Annotated in this window: 19 protein-coding genes; 7 read left to right on the top strand and 12 right to left on the bottom strand. The window is 44.7% G+C overall.

Annotated elements, in window-relative coordinates:
• Positions 1-37 precede the first annotated feature (37 nt).
• The gene (locus tag NLX82_RS08160) at positions 38-985 is read left to right on the top strand and encodes a DMT family transporter (RefSeq protein ID WP_254347744.1); all 948 of its coding nucleotides are present in this window, start codon (positions 38-40) and stop codon (positions 983-985) included.
• 240 nt (positions 986-1,225) lie between these two features.
• Entirely contained in the window at positions 1,226-3,256 is a 2,031-nt protein-coding gene (locus tag NLX82_RS08155; RefSeq protein ID WP_053324890.1) for a methyl-accepting chemotaxis protein, read from the top strand.
• 143 nt (positions 3,257-3,399) lie between these two features.
• Here the strand turns inward: NLX82_RS08155 and NLX82_RS08150 are convergent, their stop codons facing one another.
• Both NLX82_RS08150 and NLX82_RS08145 read right to left on the bottom strand, forming a co-directional pair.
• Positions 3,400-4,881, bottom strand: coding sequence for a carboxylesterase/lipase family protein (locus NLX82_RS08150; protein ID WP_254347742.1), 1,482 nt, complete (start codon positions 4,879-4,881; stop codon positions 3,400-3,402).
• A gap of 153 nt (positions 4,882-5,034) precedes the next feature.
• The gene (locus NLX82_RS08145; protein WP_023987581.1) at positions 5,035-5,598 is read right to left on the bottom strand and encodes a GbsR/MarR family transcriptional regulator; all 564 of its coding nucleotides are present in this window, start codon (positions 5,596-5,598) and stop codon (positions 5,035-5,037) included.
• 514 nt (positions 5,599-6,112) lie between these two features.
• On the opposite strand from NLX82_RS08145, the gene NLX82_RS08140 reads away from it, so the two are divergent.
• Together NLX82_RS08140 and NLX82_RS08135 are read left to right on the top strand one after the other, a co-directional pair.
• Entirely contained in the window at positions 6,113-7,336 is a 1,224-nt protein-coding gene (locus NLX82_RS08140) for a quaternary amine ABC transporter ATP-binding protein (protein WP_028543061.1), read from the top strand.
• Positions 7,311-9,908: a glycine betaine ABC transporter substrate-binding protein gene (locus tag NLX82_RS08135; RefSeq protein ID WP_254347740.1), complete on the top strand. Its 2,598-nt coding sequence runs from the start codon at positions 7,311-7,313 to the stop codon at positions 9,906-9,908. The genes NLX82_RS08140 and NLX82_RS08135 overlap by 26 nt, the downstream gene beginning before the upstream one ends.
• Positions 9,909-10,004: 96 nt before the next feature.
• Here NLX82_RS08135 and NLX82_RS08130 read toward each other — a convergent pair whose 3' ends face one another.
• From NLX82_RS08130 to NLX82_RS08105, 6 genes are all read right to left on the bottom strand, one after another.
• The gene (locus NLX82_RS08130) at positions 10,005-11,228 is read right to left on the bottom strand and encodes an ABC transporter permease (protein WP_254347733.1); all 1,224 of its coding nucleotides are present in this window, start codon (positions 11,226-11,228) and stop codon (positions 10,005-10,007) included.
• A 1-nt stretch (position 11,229) separates the two neighbouring features.
• Positions 11,230-12,594 carry an HlyD family secretion protein gene (locus NLX82_RS08125; RefSeq protein WP_023987577.1) on the bottom strand — a complete coding sequence of 455 codons (1,365 nt, stop codon included), beginning with the start codon at positions 12,592-12,594 and terminating at the stop codon, positions 11,230-11,232.
• A 23-nt stretch (positions 12,595-12,617) separates the two neighbouring features.
• Positions 12,618-13,202, bottom strand: coding sequence for a TetR/AcrR family transcriptional regulator (locus NLX82_RS08120; protein WP_023987576.1), 585 nt, complete (start codon positions 13,200-13,202; stop codon positions 12,618-12,620).
• A 255-nt stretch (positions 13,203-13,457) separates the two neighbouring features.
• Complete coding sequence (locus tag NLX82_RS08115; RefSeq protein WP_254347731.1) at positions 13,458-14,822, bottom strand: ABC transporter substrate-binding protein; 1,365 nt, start codon at positions 14,820-14,822, stop codon at positions 13,458-13,460.
• Positions 14,823-14,946: 124 nt separating this feature from the next.
• Positions 14,947-15,768 (bottom strand): carbohydrate ABC transporter permease, encoded by an 822-nt coding sequence (locus tag NLX82_RS08110; protein ID WP_023987574.1) that lies wholly within the window; start codon positions 15,766-15,768, stop codon positions 14,947-14,949.
• Positions 15,765-16,730 (bottom strand): carbohydrate ABC transporter permease, encoded by a 966-nt coding sequence (locus tag NLX82_RS08105; RefSeq protein WP_023987573.1) that lies wholly within the window; start codon positions 16,728-16,730, stop codon positions 15,765-15,767. Before NLX82_RS08105 ends, NLX82_RS08110 begins: the two co-directional genes overlap by 4 nt.
• Positions 16,731-16,922: 192 nt before the next feature.
• Between NLX82_RS08105 and NLX82_RS08100 the strand changes: the two genes are divergently transcribed.
• Complete coding sequence (locus tag NLX82_RS08100) at positions 16,923-17,243, top strand: hypothetical protein (RefSeq protein WP_023987572.1); 321 nt, start codon at positions 16,923-16,925, stop codon at positions 17,241-17,243.
• Positions 17,244-17,359: 116 nt separating this feature from the next.
• Here NLX82_RS08100 and NLX82_RS08095 read toward each other — a convergent pair whose 3' ends face one another.
• On the bottom strand, positions 17,360-17,734 hold the full coding sequence (locus NLX82_RS08095; protein WP_254347730.1) for a PH domain-containing protein: 375 nt from the start codon (positions 17,732-17,734) through the stop codon (positions 17,360-17,362).
• A gap of 371 nt (positions 17,735-18,105) precedes the next feature.
• Between NLX82_RS08095 and NLX82_RS08090 the strand changes: the two genes are divergently transcribed.
• Complete coding sequence (locus tag NLX82_RS08090) at positions 18,106-18,894, top strand: polysaccharide deacetylase family protein (RefSeq protein WP_023987570.1); 789 nt, start codon at positions 18,106-18,108, stop codon at positions 18,892-18,894.
• Positions 18,895-19,132: 238 nt separating this feature from the next.
• Here the strand turns inward: NLX82_RS08090 and NLX82_RS08085 are convergent, their stop codons facing one another.
• The 3 genes from NLX82_RS08085 to NLX82_RS08075 form a co-directional block, all read right to left on the bottom strand.
• Positions 19,133-20,461: a prolyl oligopeptidase family serine peptidase gene (locus NLX82_RS08085; RefSeq protein WP_254347728.1), complete on the bottom strand. Its 1,329-nt coding sequence runs from the start codon at positions 20,459-20,461 to the stop codon at positions 19,133-19,135.
• A gap of 100 nt (positions 20,462-20,561) precedes the next feature.
• Complete coding sequence (locus NLX82_RS08080; RefSeq protein ID WP_076158212.1) at positions 20,562-21,443, bottom strand: AraC family transcriptional regulator; 882 nt, start codon at positions 21,441-21,443, stop codon at positions 20,562-20,564.
• A 1,038-nt stretch (positions 21,444-22,481) separates the two neighbouring features.
• Positions 22,482-22,904, bottom strand: coding sequence for a MerR family transcriptional regulator (locus NLX82_RS08075; RefSeq protein WP_068939836.1), 423 nt, complete (start codon positions 22,902-22,904; stop codon positions 22,482-22,484).
• Positions 22,905-23,077: 173 nt separating this feature from the next.
• Here NLX82_RS08075 and NLX82_RS08070 point away from each other — a divergent pair, with 173 nt between their 5' ends.
• Complete coding sequence (locus NLX82_RS08070; RefSeq protein ID WP_254347726.1) at positions 23,078-24,199, top strand: NADH-dependent flavin oxidoreductase; 1,122 nt, start codon at positions 23,078-23,080, stop codon at positions 24,197-24,199.
• The last annotated feature ends 442 nt before the right edge of the window (positions 24,200-24,641 follow it).

Below are 24,641 nucleotides of genomic sequence, written 5' to 3'. Positions count from 1 at the left end.
TGCCACCGGTCCTGTATTCGCAAGGAGCTAATTGAGTATGAGTCAATCTTCTACTGTACTAACATCCAAAGGTTTTGATCGTAGCTCCCACATGAAAAGCGGTTTTTGGCTGGTCGCAATTGGAGCGGCCTTGTGGGGCGCAGACCCGCTGTTTCGTATTATTTTGTTAAAGTCATTTACTTCAACACAAATTGTACTAATGGAGCATGTGCTGCTTTTCCTCGCTCTGACACCGATGCTGTGGAAGCATCGTGAGGAACTCAAAGCGGTACGGCTTCGTCAAGTTTTCGCTATTTTGTTCGTCTCGTGGGGTGGCTCGGCTCTGGCCAGCGTAATTTTCACCATGGCACTCAGCAATGGTGATTTGAATGCTGTACTCTTACTCCAGAAGCTTCAACCCTTGGTCGCTATTATTCTAGCTCGTATTATTTTGAAGGAAATGTTGCCGCGTCATTTTGGATTATTAATTGTCGTCGCTCTGTTCGGGACGTATCTTCTGACCTTCGGTTGGTCGCTCCCATTCGGACATGTTCGTGATTTTGTCCAGGTCGGTAGTCTACTTGCACTCGGTGCAGCAGTTCTGTGGGGCGGTTCGACAGTCATGGGAAGTTACTTGCTTCGTTCAATGAAATATGAAACGGTAACCTCCCTCCGCTTCATGGTCGCGCTCCCTCTGCTGATTGTCCTCACCTCTGTAGAGCATGCGCCATGGAATATGCCTTCCGGTACATGGGCGGGCGCAGCTGTGATTATCAATCTGCTATTGCAGGCATTGCTTCCGGGTCTTCTTAGCTTATTGTTGTATTACAAAGGCTTAAGTACGACCAAAGCGTCTTATGCTACGATGGCAGAATTAAGCTTTCCCATGGTTGGTGTCGTGATTAACTGGATCGCATTTCAGCAAATTGTCACTGTAGCGCAATTGACTGGTTTTATGCTCATCTGGATTACGCTCTTTATGATTTCACGTCAGCAAAAAAATTAACAGTTCAATGTCCCTTTCATGACTCACCCAAGCCAAATCGTGAAGATGCTTTTGCATCTCTGATTTGGCTTTTTATGTATTCGTATTCATATAAATCATAGTTCTTTAGACCTATTTTCCGAAAAAAGTGTCTAAAAAATGCAATTATTCCTCGTTTCTCAAAGATTACATCTATAAAATTCGTCGGTTTCTGTCGAATAAAACAATGTAGTGATCATCAGACACAGAGGAGCAATAACTATGACTAAAACAAAACAAACAGTTCCGTGGTGGAACAGGTTTCTCAAGCAGTTTTATTTAATGAGGACAAGATTAATAATATCTTTTTTGGCTGTGTTATTGATTCCGAGCGTACTTATCGGGTACTTTTCCTATCAGGGGGCTACGACACAACTCAGTCAGCAAATGGGCGGTTCCGTATACACGAATCTGTATCTGATCCGAAGCAATGTCAATCAGTATGTAGCGCCCATTATGAAAGACCTGGACGTGCTTACCACTGAAATCAAATCTGATTCCATTGGTACCAACCAAGAGGCCCTTCAGAAAAAGTTGGATGTCATCGTCAAGGCTCATCCCGAGCTAGATGCCGCGCTTCTCGGCAATGCGAAAGGGCAATACATACGTTCGCCGAAAAAACAGGAGGACGATTATGACCCCCGGGAGAGAAAATGGTACAAAAATGCAATGCTGGAAAAGGGCAAGGTATTCGTCGGTGTTCCAGTTGCCAGCGTCACGACAGGGAATTTAGTCGTTAATATATCGGGAACGCTGGAGGACGGTGAAGGAGCTGTTTCATTGGCTTTGAATCTGGACAAAATGGGTGAAAGTCTGCAGTCTGTTAAGATTGGTGAACGCGGAGGACTCATTATTGTTGATTCTGAACATAAAGTTGTATCTGGGACTGGAACAGCCTTTAACAAGGCAGGCAAAAAACCTGCTGACGCCATAGAGGGACTTCCCGAAGTGGCGACAACCGTCGAAAATGATACTCCTTCCATGTCGCAAATTCAATTTATGAATCGAGATATGCTGGCCTTTACACTTAAGGACCCTCTCACCGGTTGGAGCATTGTCGCACTGTCGGATCTGGAGGATTACAGTGATGCAGCCCAACCGATTCTGAAGCAAAGCCTGATTGTGATTGTCATTTCCATACTTGCCGCTGCAATCATCATTGTGCTTATGGTCCGCTCGTTCTTAATTCCGCTGCGCAAGCTGCAAGCAGGAACACGCATCGTCCGTGACGGAAATCTGACCGAACGTGTTAATCTATCCAGCAAGGATGAGTTCGGCGAACTGGCACAGAATTTTGACCAAATGACGCATTCCTTGCATACGATGGTTTCCGAGGTCAATCAAACGTCCTCCCGACTTGCTTCCTCTTCTCTGATGATCAAGGAAAGCACAGAGCAAACGACGGAGTCCGTACAACACGTAGCGGAAACGGTTATGGAATCCGCAGAAAATGCAGCCACCAGCGCCGAGGCATCCGAGCAAACCGCTAATGCCGTTGAAGAAATGGCGAAGGGTGTCAGCACCATTGCCGAATCGGCAAGCTCCATCGTGGATTCAGCAGGACAAACCGAGCATGATGTGGCTCAAGGCAGTCAAATGATCAGCCATGTGCGGACACAAATGGACCGTATTCTGGAAGCTGTAAGCCAAACAGCTAGCCTGATGGATGAGCTATCCCAGCTCTCGGACGATGCGAAGCAGATGAATACAGCTATTGCCGCTATTGCCAAGCAAACCAATTTGTTGTCTCTGAACGCGTCTATTGAAGCTTCCAGAGCAGGCGAAGCCGGGCGTGGATTTGCCGTAGTCGCTATAGAGGTACGCAAGCTGTCTGAGCAATCCAAGGAAAGCGCGGATTCCATCAGTCAGATCATTACTCAGATGCTCGATTTGATTCAACGCTCCACCGCTACCATGAACGGTAATGTTCGTAACCAGGTAGGTGAAGGATTACGTATTAGCCAAGATGCAGAAGGTGCATTTACGAATATTGAACGCTCTACATCTCATATCGTGGAACAAATTCAAAGTGTATCCGCTGCAGCTGAACAAATCTCAGCCAGTACAGAGGAAGTTTCCGCTACTGTCACCCATTTGGCAAGTCTGTCTCGCAATTCAGCGGACAGTTCGCAGACAACATCTGCTGCCGCTCAGGAGCAAATGGCGGCCATGGAGGAAATCGCATCTTCGTCTCAGGAGTTGTCCAACATGGCGCAGGATTTGCAACAGCTGGTTAAGCGATTTAAGATTTAACTTACACATTGCAGCGTTGCAATTTCATGCAAGTAAGAATGAACAGCAATACATCTTATGACTAACAAAAGCCTTCGTCCGTATACAAATTACGGGCGAAGGCTTTTTCCATGTGAGTACTTGGGGTGATCTCTCTTGTTTACTTATAGGGTCATCTGACCGATTAACTGACGGCGTCTATCTCCTTCGGGGTCGTGCTCTACCTTAATATCCTGATGGAAAATAGCTGTAGTCCGCTCTTCCCTGTCGTACATTGGCCAAGCCCCCTCCGACAGCACAGGCTTCCCATCACGTGCAAAAGCAACCCATGCCTGCTGCATAGCTTGAGCCAGCTTCTGCATCGACGGTTGAATCTCTAATCCAAGCTTACCTAGCAGCTCCAGATTATCGAAAACAAACGCAATTTCGGCACCGTGAACCGCTTGTCCAAAGGTAGGATGCCCCGGCAATGTCCAATCAAAACGATACATCCATACAGGCGTATGCGCCGACTGCGCAACAGCAAGAGCCAACGCAGGACGCCAAAAAAATAGATCAGTCAACATTTGCGCCTGTCCCTCAATCGTAACCGGAAATGGTTCTATCAGGTCGCCGATGTCTGACATGCCCGTCATCATCTCCAATGCCTGACTCGCTGTTGACTTGTTCATTAGATGGGATTCTTTTCGGATGAAATAGGCCCCCTCATGCAAGTTCGTTCCAATCAAAACGGATACCTGCTTTGCTGAACCTTGCGCGATTGCAGACAGCGGTACATCTGGCAAGGTCACACCGTCCACGACAGGTTGATAGATCATCGCCATCCCTGGTCCGATGACTTCATGCGTCTTCGCCATAGCTAGCATCAGCGCATCTGTCGGCAGCGTAAACAACCGTTCTGGATGCTGAGTGTCCACACCCAGCTGCTGCAGATACACAGCCGTCACTTGTTCAGCCTGTGAAGTTGACAATACCTGCGACGCACCACTCTGCAAAATCGCACGCTGGAACAGTCCCTCAGCTGCTGGCATCGCCAATAAAGCGGCAATACTCATCGCCCCTGCCGATTCACCGAACACCGTTACTTCATCCGGGTTACCGCCAAAGGCAGAGATGTGATCCCTAACCCATTCCAGCGCAGCGATCTGATCCAGCAGTCCCGCATTAGAGGTCAGGCCATCTCCCTTTGGAGTCAGATGCAAAAATCCTAACGGCCCTAATCGATAATTGATCGTAACAACCACAACATCGCCATTCTTCGCCATGCGTTCCCCGTCATATAAAGGTATAATCCCGGACCCCGTGACAAAGGCACCGCCATGAATCCACACCATCACTGGGCGTCCCTTCTCAGGTGCCTTCGAAGCAGGTGTCCAAACGTTCAGGTATAAGCAATCCTCTGACTGCTTAGGCGGTTCCACCAGATTTCCAGTCATGCTTTCAGCGGATGGCATAGGTTGCGGACAGATTGGCCCAAAACTCGTCGCAGCCCGTACACCCTCCCAAGACTCCAAAGGCTGGGGCGCGTGAAAACGTAGTTTTCCAACAGGAGGCTGTGCATATGGGATACCTTTCCATACATGATATCCATTCCTCGTTTCCCCACGTAATTGACCTAAACGAGTATGTACTGTAATACTCTCCATCATGAAGCCTCCTTTATTTCGTATCTTCAACACAACGGTATAATATCAATCTTTACATATCTCTATTATACCCTTTGCACACGGCCAAACCAAAAAATACCGGAAGCACTTTTGCGCTCCGGCATTTTTATAAACAAGATAGAGAAATAGCGATTAATCCCGAACTTCTTCTTTGGGAATCAGCTTGTAAATTTCTTCGCTTTCCATAGAGTCAATTAGTCGGTCTAGCCACTTATAATAAGCGACGGCCTGCTTCATTTTCAATCGGTCTTGCTGAAGAATCGCCTTAAATTCCTCGTACTCTTCACCCTGATTCATCAATCTGTCCAGCTCATCTATGGCTTTGCGCAGCACCAGTAAATTTGTTTCTACCGCTTTTCTCCATTTAATAGCGAAGAAGTCAGTGAATGTTTGATGCCAGTCATATTCGACTTCATACAAGTCTTTGCGTGAGCCCTTGCTCCATACCTTATTTACCATTTTCAGATCCAATAATGTTCGAACTCCTGTACTCATGCTCGTTTTGCTCATTTCCATTTCACGGCCCATCTCGTCCAGCGTCATCGGTTTATCCGCAAAAAAAAGCAAACCGTATAAATGCCCCGCAGACAAAGTGATCCCATACAGGTCCATGTTTTTACCTATAGCTTCTATAACACGTTTGCGAATTTTTTGCAGCGAAGCCTGCTGCTCATCACCTAACTGGTACAAGCTCATGCTTGCAACCTCCTAATTTTAGAGCATTTTGCACAACTTAGTATGAACGATTTACCCGTAAAAGATTAGCTTTGACGCAATGTATGAAATCTTTCAATATAAATGAAATGTTTCAAAAACAAAGCTTCTGTCTATATTACAACAGCATGGATCGTTCAAAATCATAATTCGCAAAATTGCTAATGATAGTAAACTTTTAAAATTATGGATATACATAAATCTTTTTCTTATGGTTATATTTCATTGTCTATTTTAAAAAAAGCACTATCGGTTGTAAAGTTCCGAATGTTTGAGCATTCTATAGAACGAAGGAGCATATCAAAGGAAACTTTGTACAGTTTTTTCTGTACGTACTTTATGAACAGTTTTTTTGTTTGAAATGTAAGCGATGCTTCTGTTACAATTAATTTTGTCATTAACCGTTCAGGATGTTCAGAATTATGATTTTTATACTCAATCCTTAATGCAACAAGGGGTTAATACCAAGCAAAGTATAGAAAGAAGAGGTGTATGTATGACGATTTTGGAAGTCAAAAATGTCAGCAAACTCTTTGGTCCTCACGCAGAGCAAGGTGTTCCGCTCCTGGAGCAAGGCTGGGGCAAGGAAAAGTTGGCCAAAGAAAAACAGATTACTGTTGGTGTCAATAAGGCCAACATGGAAATTAAGCAAGGTGAAATTTTCGTAATTATGGGGCTATCGGGCAGTGGCAAGTCCACCTTGGTGCGAATGCTAAATCGCTTGATTGAGCCTACCTCCGGTGAAATTCTGGTCCACGGCAAAGATCTCCGTAAGATGAACAAAGAACAACTTCGCGAAGTTCGTCGTAAAACCATCAGCATGGTTTTTCAAAAATTCGCCCTGTTCCCACATCGGACTGTATTAGAGAATGTAGAATATGGTCTTGAAATTCAAAAGGTAGAAAAAGCACAGCGTCAGGAAAAAGCGCAACAAGCGCTGGAACTAGTTGGTCTTAAAAACTGGGGCGATAAAATGCCCGATGAATTGAGTGGCGGTATGCAGCAGCGTGTCGGTCTGGCACGGGCGCTGGCTAATGACCCTGAAGTGCTCCTGATGGATGAAGCGTTCAGTGCATTGGACCCTCTTATTCGCCGTGACATGCAGGATGAGCTGTTGGAGCTTCAAGATAAAATGAAGAAAACAATTGTGTTTATCACCCATGATCTGGATGAAGCGTTGCGGATTGGTGACCGGATTGCATTGATGCGAGACGGTGCGGTCGTACAAATCGGTACACCGGAAGAAATTATGATCCAACCGGCTAACTCTTATGTAGCCCGCTTCGTCGAGGATGTGGATCTGTCCAAGGTATTGACGGCTGCTCATGTCATGCTTCGTCCAGAAACCATTACCATGGATCGTGGTCCGCGTGTGGCTCTGGAATTGATGCGGGAGCGTGGGATTTCCAATTTGTTCGTCATTGACCGCACCAAAAAGCTACTGGGTGTTATTAACGCCGAGGATGCTGTGCATGCACTGCGCAACAATTTGAAGATTGAAGATATTTTGATCACTGACGGACCGCAGGTTCCTGCCGAGACTGTCATTAATGATTTGTTTGAAATTACAAGCTCGTCCAAAGTGCCGCTGGCTGTAGTCGATGATAAGCAGAAGCTACTGGGCGTTATCGTCCGTGGAGCATTGCTCGGCGCACTTGGTGGAGATGTTACCACTATGAAGGAGGTGAATGCCCATGATACCGAAACTGCCAATCGCTGAGTGGATTCAATCCATTGTCGACTGGATGGGTATTCATCTGGCTGGATTGTTTAATGTTATTTCTTCCATTATAGAAGCTGTAGTAGGCTTTTTCTCAGGCCTGTTCATGCTTCCGCACCCTCTGGTGTTCATCGTGATTATCGGGATTATCGCCTTTATGATCGGGCGGGTTCAGCTTACGCTGTTTACTGTCATCGGCTTCCTGCTAATTGATAATCTCGGCTATTGGAGTGAAACAATGAATACGCTGGGACTGGTCATCACGTCTGCGCTCGTATCCATTGTTATCGGGATTCCCATCGGGATCTGGTGTGCATACAGTAAATCCGCATCACGCATTATCACGCCTTTACTTGATTTTATGCAGACGATGCCTGCGTTCGTGTACTTGCTCCCAGCGGTTACCTTTTTCAGCCTAGGTGTTGTACCAGGTGTTATCGCTTCTGTTATCTTTGCTATCCCCCCAACCATTCGTATGACCAACTTGGGTATTATGCAAGTATCGGGTGAGCTGATCGAAGCCTCAGACGCTTTCGGTTCAACATCTGCGCAAAAGCTGTTCAAAGTTCAGCTTCCACTGGCTTTGCCTACCTTAATGGCTGGTATTAACCAGACGATTATGCTGTCACTGTCCATGGTTGTTATTGCTTCCATGATCGGTGCAGAAGGCATCGGTGCTGTTGTGTACCGTGCTGTGACACAGCTGCAAATCGGTAAAGGTTTTGAAGCCGGCCTAGCTGTTGTCGTTCTGGCTATTGTGCTTGACCGTTTTACGCAAAACCTGTTTAAACCTACGCAAAAAGGCAAAAGCCGCGTATCCAGCAAGCAAAAAGTATGGATTACTTCTGCAGTTACAGCTGTCATTTTGATCGCTGGTGCATCTCAATATTTTGTTGGTACGGATCATTCCGCATCTGGCAAAGGTAACGCTGCTGCCAACCCGGTTGGCGAAGAAGTCGGTTACAAAATTATCGGTATTGATGCCGGGGCAGGCATTATGAAATCGACTGCCAAAGCAATTCAAGACTACAATTTGTCTGATTGGAAGCTCGTTGAAGGTTCCGGTGCAGCCATGACGGCCACACTGGACAAAGCCATTAAAGCGAAAAAACCGATCATTATTACAGGTTGGACTCCTCACTGGATGTTCAACAAGTATGATCTCAAATATTTGGAAGACCCTAAGAAGTCTTATGGTGAAGCCGAGGGTATTCATACGATTGCCCGTAAAGGATTGCAACAGGATGCTCCTATCGCTTATGAGTTTCTGAAACGTTTCAAATGGACACCAGAAGATATGGGTGAAATGATGGTCGCCATTCAAGCCGGAACCAGACCTGAGCAAGCTGCCAAGGATTGGGCGGAGAAACATGCCGACAAGGTTCAGGAATGGACTCAAGGACTGCAACCTGTCAATGGTGATACCTTCAAGCTAAGTTATGTGGCTTGGGATTCTGAAATTGCCAGCACGAATTTGCTGAAATATATTTTGGAAAACAAACTAGGTTATAAAGTAACCGCACTGCAAGTGGAAGCAGGTCCTATGTGGACGGGTGTCGCTAGTGGTGATGTAGATGCTTCACCTGCCGCATGGCTGCCGTTAACCCACGCGGATTACTGGGCTAAATACAAGGATAAGCTCGACGATCTTGGGGCTAATATGAGTGGTGTTAAAACCGGATTGGTCGTTCCAGCTTACATGGATGTTAAATCGATTACTGATTTGCAGGATAACGGAGCCGAAGCGGCTCCGGCTTCCGCCACAACTGGGGACTTTGGCAAAGAGGTCGGCTACCGCATTGTCGGTACCGACCCTGGAGCCGGACTAATGAAGCTAACCGCTAAAGCTATGAATGACTATGGCTTATCCGACTGGAAGCTGCTTGAAAGCTCTGGAGCTGCTATGACCGCTACACTGGATAAAGCTATCAAAGCCAAGCAGCCTATCGTCGTAACAGGTTGGACTCCTCACTGGATGTTTAATAAATATGATTTAAAATACTTGAAAGATCCTAAAAAAGCATACGGTGATAAGGAAGAAATTCATACCATCGCCCGCAAAGGCTTGAAGCAGGATGCTCCTGTGGCTTATGAATTTCTAAGCCGATTTAAGTGGACTGCTGAAGATATGGGTGAAGTGATGATCGCGATTCAGGACGGTACCGCCCCACAGCAGGCTGCTAAGAACTGGGCTGATAAACATCCTGACAAGGTTCAGGAATGGATCAAGGGTCTACAGCCCGTCAACGGTGATCCTTTGAAGCTGAGCTACGCTGCTTGGGATTCTGAAATTGCTAGTACGAACGTATTGAAATATGTATTGGAACAAAAATTGGGCTATAAAGTAACAGCCCTGCAAGTGGAAATCGGCCCAATGTGGACTGGCGTGGCCGGCGGAAGTGTAGATGCTACTGCTGCTGCTTGGCTTCCATTGACGCATGCTGATTATTGGGCTCAATACAAGGATAAGGTGGATGACATCGGAACCAGCATGACTGGCGTTATGTCCGGGCTTGTCGTTCCATCCTATGTACCGATTGATTCTATCGAGGATCTTAAGCCGCCGCAATAATATTTTTTCCACTTTTAAACCATATGAATAAGCAAAAGGCAGATCAGGGTTTACTCCTGATCTGCCTTTTTACGATATCCATATTTAAAGTTGCTCTCAGCCTTTTAGCGTGAATCCTTCTTGAGCAGGCACATCGGCATGCTGCCCTGTCGTCTGGTGCTGTCTAAAGAATAACGGATAGATCGCGAAGGACACCAGCAGACTCACACAACCAATGACGCCCAAGGCAATCATATCTTTGAAGATGTATGTGATATCCAGTCCTTTGAGCGTGATATTCCGTACAGCATCCAGGTAATACGTCAGTGGCAATATTTCAGCAAGCCCCCGCAAGAAGCCGGGCATTGCCTCTAATGGCCACGTATAGCCTGATAGCATAAAGGAAGGAACAGCAATCAACATCAGGGTTTGGGTCGCATCCACTCTAGTCTTGGAAAAGAGACTGAATAGGAATCCTAACCCGCACAGTGCAAAGTTAAAGGCCAGCGACACTAAAATCAACGGTAATACCTGTCCCCTAAACGGAATATCGAAGCATAAAGCGCTGATACTGAATACAGTCAGCACATTGAAAGCTCCCGCTGCATAATACGGTGCCAGTTTGGCAATAGCCATACGCCAAGGGGTATTTCTCCATGCACCAAATCTCCCCCAAGTCCCTGCTTCCTTATCACGCGTGCAAGACAACGCAATACCAAGCAGCAAACACTGCTGGAGAGCCGCAGAAATAACCCCTAGTGGCATGAAAAGTTTATAATCATATACCGGGTTAAACAACACTCTGGACCGGAACGGGATGGTAGTCAGCGTCGCGGCAGCCTGATCGGAGTTCATTCCCTTTTGCTTCATGGAATTGACCGATACTCCGGCACTCACGCTGCTAATAACCTGATTCGCAATCCGACTGGCGCTGTTGGAATACATCATATTACTGCCGTCAATCAGCGTGAGCACGGGTGGATTTTCCCCATGCTTAAGCCGAGTCGTAAAGTTGTCGGGAATGACGATTCCGACCTTAGCTTCCCCGGTCTCTACCTGACGGACAACATCTTCCTGATTGGTCGCTTGCCGTGTAACGGCAAATGAATCGGTCGAATCAAACGCCTGAATGATCTGGCGACTGAGCTGCGAATTATCTCCGTCGTACACTGTGACAGGCATCTCGGTAATCCGCTGATGTGAATACAGGAAGCCAAATAGTATCGTATACACAATCGGCGTAATCAGCAGAATAACCATAAAGCGGCGGTCCCGGAAGATGCTCAGCCATTCCTCGCGAAACACATCGCGGATACGAAGTCTTTCCTGTGAATCCTGCATATTACTGCGCCCCTTTGCCTGTAAACAGAACCGTGGAGCCTGTTGGAACCGAAGCAGCAAGGTCTGGCAATGCTACTTTAACACCGAAGGAACGGACATCCTTGTCACCGGAGCTTTGGCTCGGTTTTTGAATGGCAAAGTCCGCAGCCGATTCTAACAGAATGACTTTACCCTTCAGCTCCTTACCGCCAGACAGCAATTTAATTTGGACTGTATCCCCTGCTTGAAGACCGTTCAGAGACGTTTCAGGTACATAGAATTTAGCCCAACGTTGTGTCGAAGTTTCAATGGTATAGACCGGGAATCCTGCGCTAGCCATTTCACCTAAGCTAAGCGACTTGGATTTTATGATTCCATCTTCTGACGCATATAGCGTAGTGTAGCTCAAATAGGTCTGAGCCTCTTGAAGCGCGGCTTCCGCTTGGGCTACCTGAGCATTGGCACCTGCAACCGCAGATTGAGCCTGCTCAACTGTGGATTGCGCCGCCTTCACAGCGGATTGCGCTTGCTCTACCGAAGCCTGAGCAGCTTTGACATCTTCCTGTTGTACAGCAACTTTGCCCGCTCCTGCCTGTGCTTCCTTCACCGCAGCCAAGGCTTGACGGTATTGAGCTTCAGCCGCCGTAATTTCCTCCTTGCGGCTTCCCTCCCGTGCCATATCCAATTTTTGCGACTCTGCATTATATTTGGCCACTGCCTGTTGATGTTCCAATGTCGCTTGATCCAAAGATGCCTGAGTTGCTGCTCCGGCTTCTTGAAGCTTTTTGGCACGCTCCAAATTTTTAACGGTCAGGTCCAGCGTTTCCTTAGCTATCTTCACAGATACTTGCAATTGCTCAAGCTCCTGCGGTCTTGCCCCGCTCTTGAGGGCATCCAGTTTTGCCTTGGCGGCGTTCGCAGCCGCTTTGGCCTGTTCAATCTGGCTGGAGGAAGCCTCTGCGGTCACACTGACCGATGTCGTACCTTGGCTTTTCTTGGCCTGAGCAGCACTCACAGTGGCCTGTGCCTGGCCTACTCCTGCTTGAGCCTGCAACACTCCAGCTTTTGCTTTGGATACATTACTCTTGGCTGCCAGCAATGCCGCCTGTGCCTGCTTCACCTTATCTTCCAACTCGCGACTTTCCAGATGGGCTAACACCTGCCCCTTTTTAACCTGATCGCCTTCTTTGACGAGCATCTGGTCAATCCGTCCTGCCATTTTAAAGCTGGCATTGAGGGTATCCGACTCCACATAAGCCGTAGGAATGGAAGAAGACTGATCCGCAGACAAGCTGCTTCCACCCCGTGGAAAAGCAGTCAAGGCATATATTCCAACCGCGATTAAAATAATAAGTACGACGTAAATCGTATATTTTTTAGCTTTCATGTTCTCATCACTCCATCTGTCTATTAATGTTGCATGCCCAATGCATTACACACAAATACTTCAATACTTTCTCGAACCTCTTGCAGATTCATCGTTTCGCCCCAAACCATAGACCGCATTGGAGCAAAAATATAAATCCCAAATAAGCAATTGGCTGTTGTTTTGGCATCCAGCTTACTTGAAATTTTCCCATATAACTTACCGGAATCGATCTCTGCCTCCATAAAATCAAAATAATCAGCCAGCACCTGCCTAATATTAAAATGCTGCTCTTGTGAAACCCAGCCCTTACTGACCAATAGACGGCAAAAGTCCGGCTCTCTCACAATAAACTCAATATGTACTTGGATCAGCTTACGAACCCTAAGCTCCACCTGATCTTTAGGAGTATGAGCCATTGCTTCATGGATATCCCGGACAAAACGCTCCATCCCCATCTTCAAAATGTAAATGTACAAATCTTGCTTGTTTTTAAAATTGTAATACAGGGTGCCCTTGGCTATGCCGCATACCTTGGCAATCTCCTCCATATTTGTTTCATTAAAGCCTCGTTCGGAAAAAGCTTTGAGTGCGCCGTTAAAAATAATTTCCTTTGTCTGCTGTTTCATGCTTCCTCCTTTTTTGAACTGACCGTCCAGTACAAAAATTATGTATTTATTATAAGCCCATTTTTAGTTATCCAGCAATAGGAAAAATGAAAATAATTCATTTTAGACATTTCGTCTAAACACTCATTCTAAAAATGAAAATGCAAAAACGGATCGAATAAGTGAGGGGGTCACTCATTCGATCCGTTATGTCATAAAATCGGATGATAAGGGGGCCATTCTACAGATTATCAACCGATTTTAAGGGAAGGCCGACTATTTTTTTACGGTTTGATTGTATTGAGCAATTTTGCCTGTAATTTCTTGTGCAGCTTGATCCAATGCCTGTTTTGGCTGTTGCTGGCCACTCAGAACGGCCTCAATTGCACCTTCTACGATTTGACGCGCTTCTGGAAATACGCCCATCACCGCGCCCTGTGTAGCGGTGGATTGTGCCGATGCGTGCAATTGGTCAACCGCCGTCTGGAATTGCGGATATTTTACCATATTATCTTTGAGTACCTTCTCGTCATAGGCTGCTTTCGTGATCGGGAAGTACCCGGTATTTACACTCCATTGTGCCTGTACAGCTGGGGAAGCGACGAATTTAATGAACTCCCATGCTGCCTTCTGCTGGGCTTCGGGCTTGTTGTTCATGATGTACAAGCTTGCGCCGCCTACAACCACGCCGCCTTCTTTAGCTTCATTGGCTCTTGGCAGGAATCCTGTGCCTACTTCAAATTTATCGCCAACCTGCTCCACAATATTACGCAGCGAAGCGGTGGAATCCAGCGTCATCGCAATTTGTCCTGCGGAAAAAGCCTTTGCCGTGTCGTCCGAGTTACGTCCCAGATTGGATACAACCTTTTCATCGATCATTTTCTTCCACCACGTCAGCGTTTTTACACCGGCATCCGAATTCAGCATGGATTCCGTTGCCGCTTGATCACGACCATTGCCATTATTCACATAATCCGCGTTCTGATTGGCAAACAGTTGCTCCATGAACCAGCCGTAGATGGCAATGGAAGCACCGGATTTACCATCCTTGCTCAAGGCTTTTGCAGCCTTTTCGAACTCAGCATACGTTTTCGGAGGATTAGCTGGATCAAGTCCTGCGGCTTTGAATGCGTCCTTGTTGTAATATAAAATCGGGTTTGACGTATTGAACGGCATGGCGTTCAATTTACCATCTATCGTGTAGTATCGTGTAATATTCGGCTCTAGCTGCGACAGATCGAACTTATCTGCATCAATAAATTGTTGTACGGGTGTGATCATTTTGGAGTCGATCATAAATTTACTGCCGATTTCGTATACCTGAATGATGTCCGGTCCGCTGTTGGAACCAAGCGACGCTTTCAGCTTGTTCAAGCTGTCATCATATTTGCCTTGATATACTGGCTCTACCTGAAGGTCCTTATGACTGGCGTTAAAGTCAGCAGCGATCTGCTTGATTGCTTTTTCACCGTTACCGGACATCGAATGCCACCAAGTCAGCTTCACTGGAGAAGCCGCTGCTCCCCCATCACTACCATTACTCGGCTTCTCTGCAGCAGTATTATTGCTACAACCTGCTGCAACCACCATGGCAGTCAGAATAAGCAGGGTCAATGCACTTTTCAGACGAAAAAATCCCATAATCTCTCTTCTCTCCCTTTGATTAAATGATTCTTGAATTGGCATTCTCTTGCGTATTCTTGTGTGTTGAAGCTCTGTATATGGGCTGCTTGCGCAGGTGTTGCTTTTCATTTGACATATGTGATCAGCCTTTAAGCGCGCCCGCTGCCATTCCACGAACCAACTGTTTTAGTCCAAAGATCAGCAGGAGCAGAGACGGTAAAATGACAAGGGCCGTACCCGCAAATACCAAATTCCATGAAGTCGATTCCTGAAATTCGAGCATGGATATTCCGATCTGTACCGTACGCATATTTTCACTATTGGTGATCAGTAAAGGCCAGAGGTACGAATTGTACATATTCAGGAACGAATACACAGCCAGTGTTCCGAGCGCAGGGCGCGATAACGGAAGCACATGGAACAGAAAGTAACGGATATGCCCGCACCCATCCATACGAGCCGCCTCAAACAGTTCCTTGGGAAGCTGGAGAAAAAATTGCCTTAATAGGAATGTCCCGAATGCCGTCGCCAGAAAAGGGACCGTCAATCCTTGATACGTATCAAGCCAGTTCCAGCTTCGTACCGTCAGGTAGTTTGGAATAATGGTCACTTCCCAAGGGATCATCATCGTCGCTACAAACATGCTGAAAATGAAGTTTTTTCCCTTGAATTCCATTTTGGCAAAAGCGTAGGCCGCCAAGCTAGCTGTAATCAGCTGCCCAATCATGGTCAGACCCGAAATGAGAAATGTATTTCCAATAAAGGCTGCAATCGGAACAATTTCAAACACTTCAGTGAAATTCGCCAAATGAAAAGAATGTGGAAGAAAGCTTGGTGGATAAGCGCTTGCTTCCTCCGGCGACATGACTGCCATAAAAAACGTATATATAACCGGATACAAAATGAGAGCAGCTGCAATCGTAAGCAGCACATACAGCAATGTTGAATTCAGGTGTCTTTTCATTGGTAATGCACCTTTCTTTCCACCCATTTGAACTGAATCATCGTGAGCAGCAGAATGACAGCAAACAAGACAATCGCCTGCGCGCTCCCCGTTCCGAACCGGAAATTAACGAAAGCTTCCTGATAGATGGAATACACGAATACATTCGTACTGTTCACCGGGCCGCCTTTGGTCAAAATGTTAATTTGAGCAAAAGACTGGAAGGCTCCAATGATGGAAACTACTGTTACAAAAAAGATCGTCGGTGATAACAGTGGCATGGAGATACGCCAGAACGTGACGAGCGGGCCAGCTCCGTCCATTTTGGCACTTTCATACATGTCATCTGGAATCCCTTGAAGTCCGCTTGATAAGATAATGTAATTGAAGCCTAGATTCATCCAGATGGTCATCATGGCTACTGAGAACAGCGCCCAATCCGGGCTGGTCAGCCATGGAACCGGATTGATATGTAGTAGGGAAAGCACATAGTTGAACATCCCCAGTGTCGGATGAAAAAGAAATTTCCAAATGACCGCAGATGAACCGACCGACAACACCATCGGCAGGGAAAAGGCAAACTGGAAGATACGCATTCCCCGTAATTTACTGTGTGTAAGTGCAGCCAGTACCAGCGCCAATAAAATACCTACTGGTACTGTTAGCAGTGCAAACAGGAGTGTCACCTTAATCCCTTGCAGAAACAGTCCCGAGCTGAAAAGTGTAGTGAAATTATCTAACCCCACATAAGCTGCAACGTTTCCTGCGGGATCTGTAGAATGCAAGCTGAGATAAACGGACTTGATCATCGGATAAAACATAAATACAGCAAACAAAATAAGCGATGGAGCCAAAAAGGTATACGCCAGCGCGTTTTCGCGCAGTCTTTGAATTTTTAGCGAACCCGTGCGTATGCGGGCTTTAGACGAAGTCTGTTGCTGACTCCTCGTCCCCAGTCCCATAGATTTGTTAAGCTCACCCAAAACGGATCGCCCCTTTCTTTTCAAACCAACCTCAGTAAGTGTATCGTTTCGATGTAAAGGGAACGTCAAGTGGGCTGGAGTAAAATGTTAATGTTTTTTCTTTTTGTAAAAGCAACTCTCTATAGGTATGAGCACAAAGACATAGACTCCTGCGTACGATGCATCATTACATGGTATGGAGGTTAGAGGCGAATGCCGTACAACACCGTCAGTCCGCAAACTTTATATCAAGCTAGACCGGAGTTACAGGCCGAACTCAAAAATATCCGCGATCATTTGCATTATCAATTAAGTCCCTACATGAATCACACGGTCAGGGTCCAAACGATGGATCATCAAGTATATGAAGGAACGATTGTGCACATCGATGCGGATCATTTGTATCTGAGAGTCCCTCAGCAATATCACTCCCCCTTCTCAGGCACCACAACCCCTGATCGCTCCTATGCCTACAACAATGTCATTCTGCCGCTGGTATTATATAATTTATTGGTTATAACCCTGTTGAGTTAGCGCTCGATCTCTATATCTCTCTAATTAAAAGACAAAAAAACCTCCAAATTCTGTAAGGAGCCTACCCTTGGCACATTACGAAGTTGGAGGTTTTAGTTATTTGTTTTCCATAATCATTAGTTCTCACAAGAGATACCTGCTTCTTGCTCTAGTACAGCTACAAATCCCTCTATACAATCTCCACTCGGCAGGCGGGTGAACACCTCGTTCACACCCTGATTGATCAGCGTGATGTTCCCCCTAGAATCCGACAAATCCTTATCTAGCTTAGCCAGTGAAATATGGTGATAATTGATGAACTTGACCCAAGGAGTACCCATAGTGCAGGAATAAAAGATGATTCGTTCGGACGTCACTGCCAGCATTCCATGAAGCGATATCTTCTGGGAGCTCTGTTTCAAATCATACGTACACCCCATATATGATCGGATGTGTTCGCCCGCTTCTAACGTCAGACTAATAGCTCGCAACTCTTTTTCATTTGTTTTCATCCCGTCTCATCTCCTGTTCGAAGTTCAGGAACGAGTCGCAGCTCCTTGACCTCAGATCAGCTTTTGCGGCTTGTCCCGTCGACCTCTTCATTTTTCGTTAGATTAAGACTCTCACGAACTGGACAATGACCTACCTCAACTGCACATTGAAACCAAGGATGGATATGTACAACTTATCATGGGTACAGGATGTTATCAACAAGCAAGCTATCACTCTTTTTGAGCATAACTCCGTAATCTGCGCCTTGCTGAAGAAGCAATTAGATCTAATTTTAAGTGATTGGAATGGATGAATTTCAGAAACGAGGAATGGTATATGCTTCTTCTTGGCAAGCTAATGTGAGAATACGTTAGAACGGAGAAGAAGCCTTATGAAATATAACCGTTTGCTGTGCGCTGGAATCGCTGTTTCTTTACTGTGTATCAGCTCTTGCCCCACTCCATCTACCAATGCACAAGCCACATCATACGCCTCCCCTGCTCCTACAAAGGGAAGGGCCTATTACGAAGAACGGGGCGACATTGTATGGGAAGTTCCTACCCATCGTAAGCTTATCGCTCTCACATTCGATGACGGACCTGACGAAAGCAACACGCCTGCCATTTTGGATTTGCTTAAAGAATATGATGCTAAAGCGACCTTTTTTGTCGTCGGCAGTCGTGTCGAAAAGCTGCCTCACCTTGTCAAACGGGAACGAGAAGAAGGGCATGAAGTTGGCAACCATACCTTTCTTCACTCATCCTTTCAGTACATTTCCCGCAACAAAGCTCTGTCCGAATTGGATCAAGCTCAGGCGAGCATCGTTCAGGCAACTGGTACGGGAACCCATCTTTTTAGGCCACCCGGCGGCTCCTATACCGATTCGCTGGTTAAGCTCTCCAAGGAGAAAGGGCTGAAAATTATTTTATGGTCCTGGCATCAGGACACCTTAGATTGGCGAAAACCTGGTGTGCATCGCATCGCTAATAAGGTCCTTCGCAACGCCCGTAACGGTGACATTGTCCTCATGCACGATTATGTACATCAAAGTACACAAACCGTTGAAGCCTTGAAAATTATTCTACCCGAGCTCAAGAAGAGAGGATACACCTTCGTCACGGTATCCGAATTACTCTCTAATCGGGAAAAACCGGATGGGCTGATTGAAGTGAATAAGTGAAAGAGAGCAATTAAACTCCGTCAATTATTTGTTGACGGAGTTTTACACATGAGGATTTTGCGAAAACCCAATAAGGAACTGATAATGCCGAGCGATAACGTGTTGTTAACGAATGACTCAGAGAATGTACGGTAAAGCTGGCTTCCCAAAAGCATAATCTATTTTTCAATAGTTTTTCATTGAACTTTAAAGAAGCCTATTACATCATATTGCTATTTTCATTTGCTAGCTATACCTTTCAGTCCAATGTTTTGGAGGCCAGCCATTGCATCATGGTTGTTTTCTTTCCGTCAATCACCTTCGATACTTCGTTGTTATACACGTAAATCCAGGACCAGTGGCCGTTGTATTCATACGGTGTTTGGTCGCTCTTCTTGTACAAACCAGAGGTATCCACTACGTTATCAAATAACGACATATGAACATCCTTTGCTCCGGCATTCACTAAACGGTTGTAGGTCGGAATCGCATAATCGTTGGGCGGTACTACGGTGTCGGTTTTGGCAGCCACAAACCAGATCGGCAGGTTCTTCATTTCGTTTATTTGTTCATCGGTAATAAGGCTGTCCTTTAAGGCTTCACAGGCCACCACAGCTGCTGCAAAATAATCTTTATAATCACGGATCATCAGCATAGTCATGTAACCGCCGTTGGAGTCTCCGCCAATATAGATTCGATCTGTATCAATGTCTTTGTTTTTGGCCACGTACTCCTTAATTAAGGACATCAATGCTTGCTCGTACTTGGAGGTTCCGTCCCCAAAGCCTGTAGAGCCATCCATCCAGTAGGTTGGGGTCTGAGGTGCCAACACATAAGCCCCACCAAAATAGGATTGGATATCCTTAGAAGCAAAATTCGCTGCTTTATTTCCGGAAATCGGAATCGTCGGATCGGTACCTCCCTCACCCATACCATGCAGCCAGATCACCAAGGGGTTTTTCACTTTGTCTTTTGACGGTGCATAGTCCGCATAGGTTAAAGTAATCCCGTCAAAAGTAGCTTTGCCGGTTGAAAATTGATCAACTAGCTTCCGTATCTGACCTGCGGAAGTATCGATCTTCAAGCCGGAAATCGTTCCTGATTTGGTTTTAATAGCTTTTTGCTGCGTGATTGTGTATTTGTTATCATTCCATGCATTAAACCCAGAGCCTGCCGCATCATAATGAATAGCGGAGCTTAGTGTTAAGGTCGGGCCGATTTCCATTTCCAATACAACGTAGCTTCCGGTTTTATTTACAGGGTTGCCACTTTTGTCCGATACATAGGCCTTGGTGACTTTCCGGTTGCCATTCTCAATAAAGGGATTTACCAGCCTATTGTCGCTTCTTCCCACATGCACCTTAAATGTATCCTTTGTTATCGCATCTTTAGGTACTGGCTTACCCAGGTTAACAATGATCTTCGTAATGGCTGCTCCCCAATCCTTAACCTCCGCAACCGTCCGGTACGAGGTGGGCTGTATCTTTACATCCTTGGCCCATGCACCGGAATTGAAAGCAAGGGTCGTACCGATAGCTAAAGTGAATAACATAGTTGTTTTAGCAGCCTTTTGAAACCGTTTAAACATGATGTCTTACCTCCCGGGTCCATTAATAAAACGCTTACATTATTTATTTTAATGATTTTTTTATTTGTATCCTGTCTTTTATTAGCCTAATTCAGGTCAATTACTGACTCCTTGCTCCAGAATACCCCTTGTTCTCTTTTCGATATTGATGCGGTGTTGCCTGATAAACCTTTTTAAATACCCTGGCAAAAGACTTCTCGTTCGGAAATCCGTGCTCCAGCGCAATTTGTATGATGGAATGATCCGTATTCATGAGAGCTCGAAAAGATCTCTCCAGACGGATGGCATTGATATATTGAAATAAGGTCATCCCTACATGCTTCACAAAAAACCGGGACAAATATTCGGGAGACAACCCAAAAACCTGAGCTATCGAATCCAAGGATAAGCTTTGATCGTAATTCTTTTTGATATAATCGGTTATCAACGTCAGCCGCTCCAAATATTTATCGGAGTTAAAGCCACGGATAGATTCATGATCCATTTTAAAATGCATTAATAACAGATACACCAGTTTATAAGATAGCGATGTTAAATGGATATGTGCTAAAGAGTCATTATGCTGGTTGAGATAAGCCACAAATAAGGTGTTTAGCAAATCACGCAGCTCCGCAAAATGCTGTAATCTCTGCTCGTTAGTTTCGAAAATGGATATACAGTCAAATGAAATGGGGTTACTGCCGTTAACATTTGCTCTAATAAATTCAGAAGGAATCAGAACGGTTATAGCCTTTCTTCTTTTTCCCTTAGTTACAGAAAAGGAATGAATGGCATTCGAATTAATAAGCACAATATCTCCTTCTTTGGAGCTATAACTCGCGCCATCAATATAGATGTTATCGATTCTTCCTGAAAGCACATAGGATATTTCGATGCTGTCGTGCCAATGCCCAGGTATGTACGCTGGTTCATTTGAGGAATGAACTATAATTTTTAACGGAAAATGATTGTCTGCCTGGACCAGCTCATATTTGTATTCCAAGTTTGTCGCTCCTCTCAGATGTGAACATATAAATAGAAGAAAATGGCTTCAGCAGAGTGCCGAAACCACTTGTATTTAACCTTCCTCTCTCTATAAACAAAAAAACCTAAGATAACAAAATACATAAGATCCTTGGATCTTAACATTTTGTTCCTTAGGTTTTGCCCGCGTAACAGTAACAATCCTAGAGCTATTCATTTAATTAAGCTAAGTATATAGCGGGTTGAAATACATGTCAACGCTTTCATTTTAAATGTAATGAACCGAAAAACCCTTATAGATCATGTGTAAATCTATATAACACTGCATTTTGGATCATTAAAAAGGCTGATTATGAGAGAGTCCATAATCAGCCTTTTGTTTTACGCTATGTGGTCAAACAGGGCGTCTAATCATAGAAGCCCTTGATGCATAAGTTTTTTTCAAACCTATTACATCATGCCGCCCATCTTTGATTGATTCTCGCAGAGGAACGTCGTAAAACTTATCATCTATTGTATAGCTTGTTTGGGCTTATCTTCAGAAAGTTTTATTCATCTACATCCGCCCTCATTCGCCGGAATTGTGATTTTTCATGTGATTTTTTGTGATTCAAATAACCATGTTGCCCCCCACATAATTCATTCTAATCAACAACTTCCTTACAATTGTATAATGGGGTATACAAAGTAGCAATGATATTTCTGAGAATTTAATTTTCTAAAATATCTCACCTTCTCTTGGCCGCATAGGTATGCTCTATCCCGCTCCCAACTCTCCAGAATGACGATATCTCGTAGTGTAGACTTATCCGGCCCATAATATAGTTATTTTGCTCTAAAGCAAACAAATAACTTTTATGTTCTCTGTACGCCTCCGCGTCTTTATCTCCAGTTCCTTCATGGTGGGCATCCGTCGAGAAGGAAAATCGTGAGCCAAAATAAAATGAGTATTAGACTCTCCCTAAAATTGAAACAGCGGCAGCCATGGACGAGAAAATAAAGCCCTAGACCACCACTGTTTTTATTTAAGCTAACGTGTCCCGTTAGCTTAAATACATTAATTCACTATTTTACTCTCCATACCGTGACATTTAAAGTTATAGTCGGGATTTTTCATAACCTCTTCTTTCTGAAGTTCATACATGGCTATTTTATAGTTTATTTCTTCTAAGTGTTTAAAACTTTCGTCAATTTTCTTCTGCACTTCCAATTTATGCTGCATCAACATTTCTTCTCTTTGTAAATAGGTAGTATTTCCCGATTCATAAAGTTCCTTGTAATTCTTTATTTTTGAAAGAGGCATGCCTGTCTCTTTGAGGCAACGAATAAAAGAAATCCAATCTATTTGTTGTTTGCTATAAACTCTACGGCCTTTTTCGTCACGAGATATATTTGGTAATATCCCTTGCTCTTCATAAAATCGAAGCGTCTTTGCAGATACATTTAAATTCTCCACTACATATGTCATTGAATACAACATCTACTTGCCCCCCTTTTTTTTAGTTATAGTTACTGTAACTAAAAAAATATCATAAAGAGAATGACAACGCAACAAATCTATATTTAATCATATAAAAATAAATACTTGACTTGCCGTTACAGCAACCAATTAAACTGAAATAGAAAAGAAAATATGAGAGCGAGGTTAATGAAATGAATCAGAAATACAGTAGGTTATTTGAATCCTTCACATTCAGAAATGGAATAACAATTAAGAACAGTATCGTTATGGCACCTATGACAACCTGGTCAAGTAATGACGATCTTACCATTTCGGATGACGAAGTAAAGTATTACAAACAAAGAGTGAATGGAGTAGGACTCGTCATTACAGGGTGTACTCATGTTACACCTAATGGGCAGGGTTTTACGAATGAATTCGCTGGGTACAATGATGAATTTACTCCAAGTTTACGAAAATTAGCTGAGGCAGCGAAAAGTGGAGGCGCTCCTGCGATCCTACAGATTTTCCATGCTGGCAATAAAGCCGTGCCTGGATTGGATGTAGTTAGTGCGAGTGCATTGCAACCCGAAGTTACTAATTTAGGTTCAACTTCAGAAACAAGAGAACTATCACATGAGGAGATCTTGTCGATTGTACGTGCTTTTGGGGACACAACAAGACGAGCAATTGAAGCCGGATTTGATGGCGTCGAAATTCATGGGGCTCATGGATTTTTAATTCAGAATTTTTGGTCGCCAGCGACAAATCAACGGACGGACCAATGGGGAGGATCACTTGAAAATCGCTTGCGTTTTCCGTTGGCGATTATTGAAGAAATCAAAAATGTCATTGAAAAACATGCTACAAAACCATTCATTATAGGATTCCGACTTTCTCCTGAAGAATCCTCCAAAGTGGACGGATTACGTATGAAAGACACGTATGAATTAATTGATTTCCTTGTTGGACAGGATTTAGATTATATACATGCTTCATTGGATAATGTGTCTTCAAAGCCAGTAGATAGTCAAGATGAAAAAACACGACTTGAATTAATTCTTGAAAGAGCAAACGGTAAGGTACCTGTGATGGCTGCTGGTTCCATAATAACACCGGATGATGCTCTTAAAGCTATGGAATTAGGTTTGCCGCTAGTCGCCATTGGGCATGCGTTAATTATGGATCCTAATTGGGTTGAAAAGGTCGCAAATGGACGTGATGCCGAGGTAGATTCTGAATTGAACGTTTCGAAACTCGACCAGCTTAATATTCCAGAAAAACTTTGGAATGTATTTCAATTAATGCCAGGTTGGTTTAATATTAGTAAATAAAGAGTAGTCCTAAAGGCTACTCAGATTGACGAGAAACCCAAGTCTTTTATGAGACTTCGGGTTTCTTTTGCTGATTCTAAGGTGCTCCGTCCATCCGTAGTTCGTAGGGCAATTCTTGCTGTTGCGGACACACATACCGCGTATATTTCGATCTTGAAGGCCTTTGCAAATAGAGGGCGTTAAATAACCTGAATCTAAGGCTACCGCTCCAGAATATTGTTGCGTTAAAATGCCCGTTAGCTTAATGACGTATTCGTTATTCTAAGACTTCATTTCCTCAGAACAGATGCCACGTACTGGGGATGGTTTCAGAATACACGTAAAGCGCCTTACAAAAAGGTGTACAATAAACGACTTTCGACATATTCAGACTTAGCAGCAAATAGTTTAATTAAAAACAATCCCCGCCGACCAGTTAAGGTTAGCGGGGATTGTTAAGGTG

The organism is Paenibacillus sp. A3M_27_13 (assembly GCF_024213315.1).
GTDB lineage: Bacteria > Bacillota > Bacilli > Paenibacillales > Paenibacillaceae > Paenibacillus > Paenibacillus polymyxa_B.
This window is presented reverse-complemented; position numbering and strand designations above follow the sequence as displayed.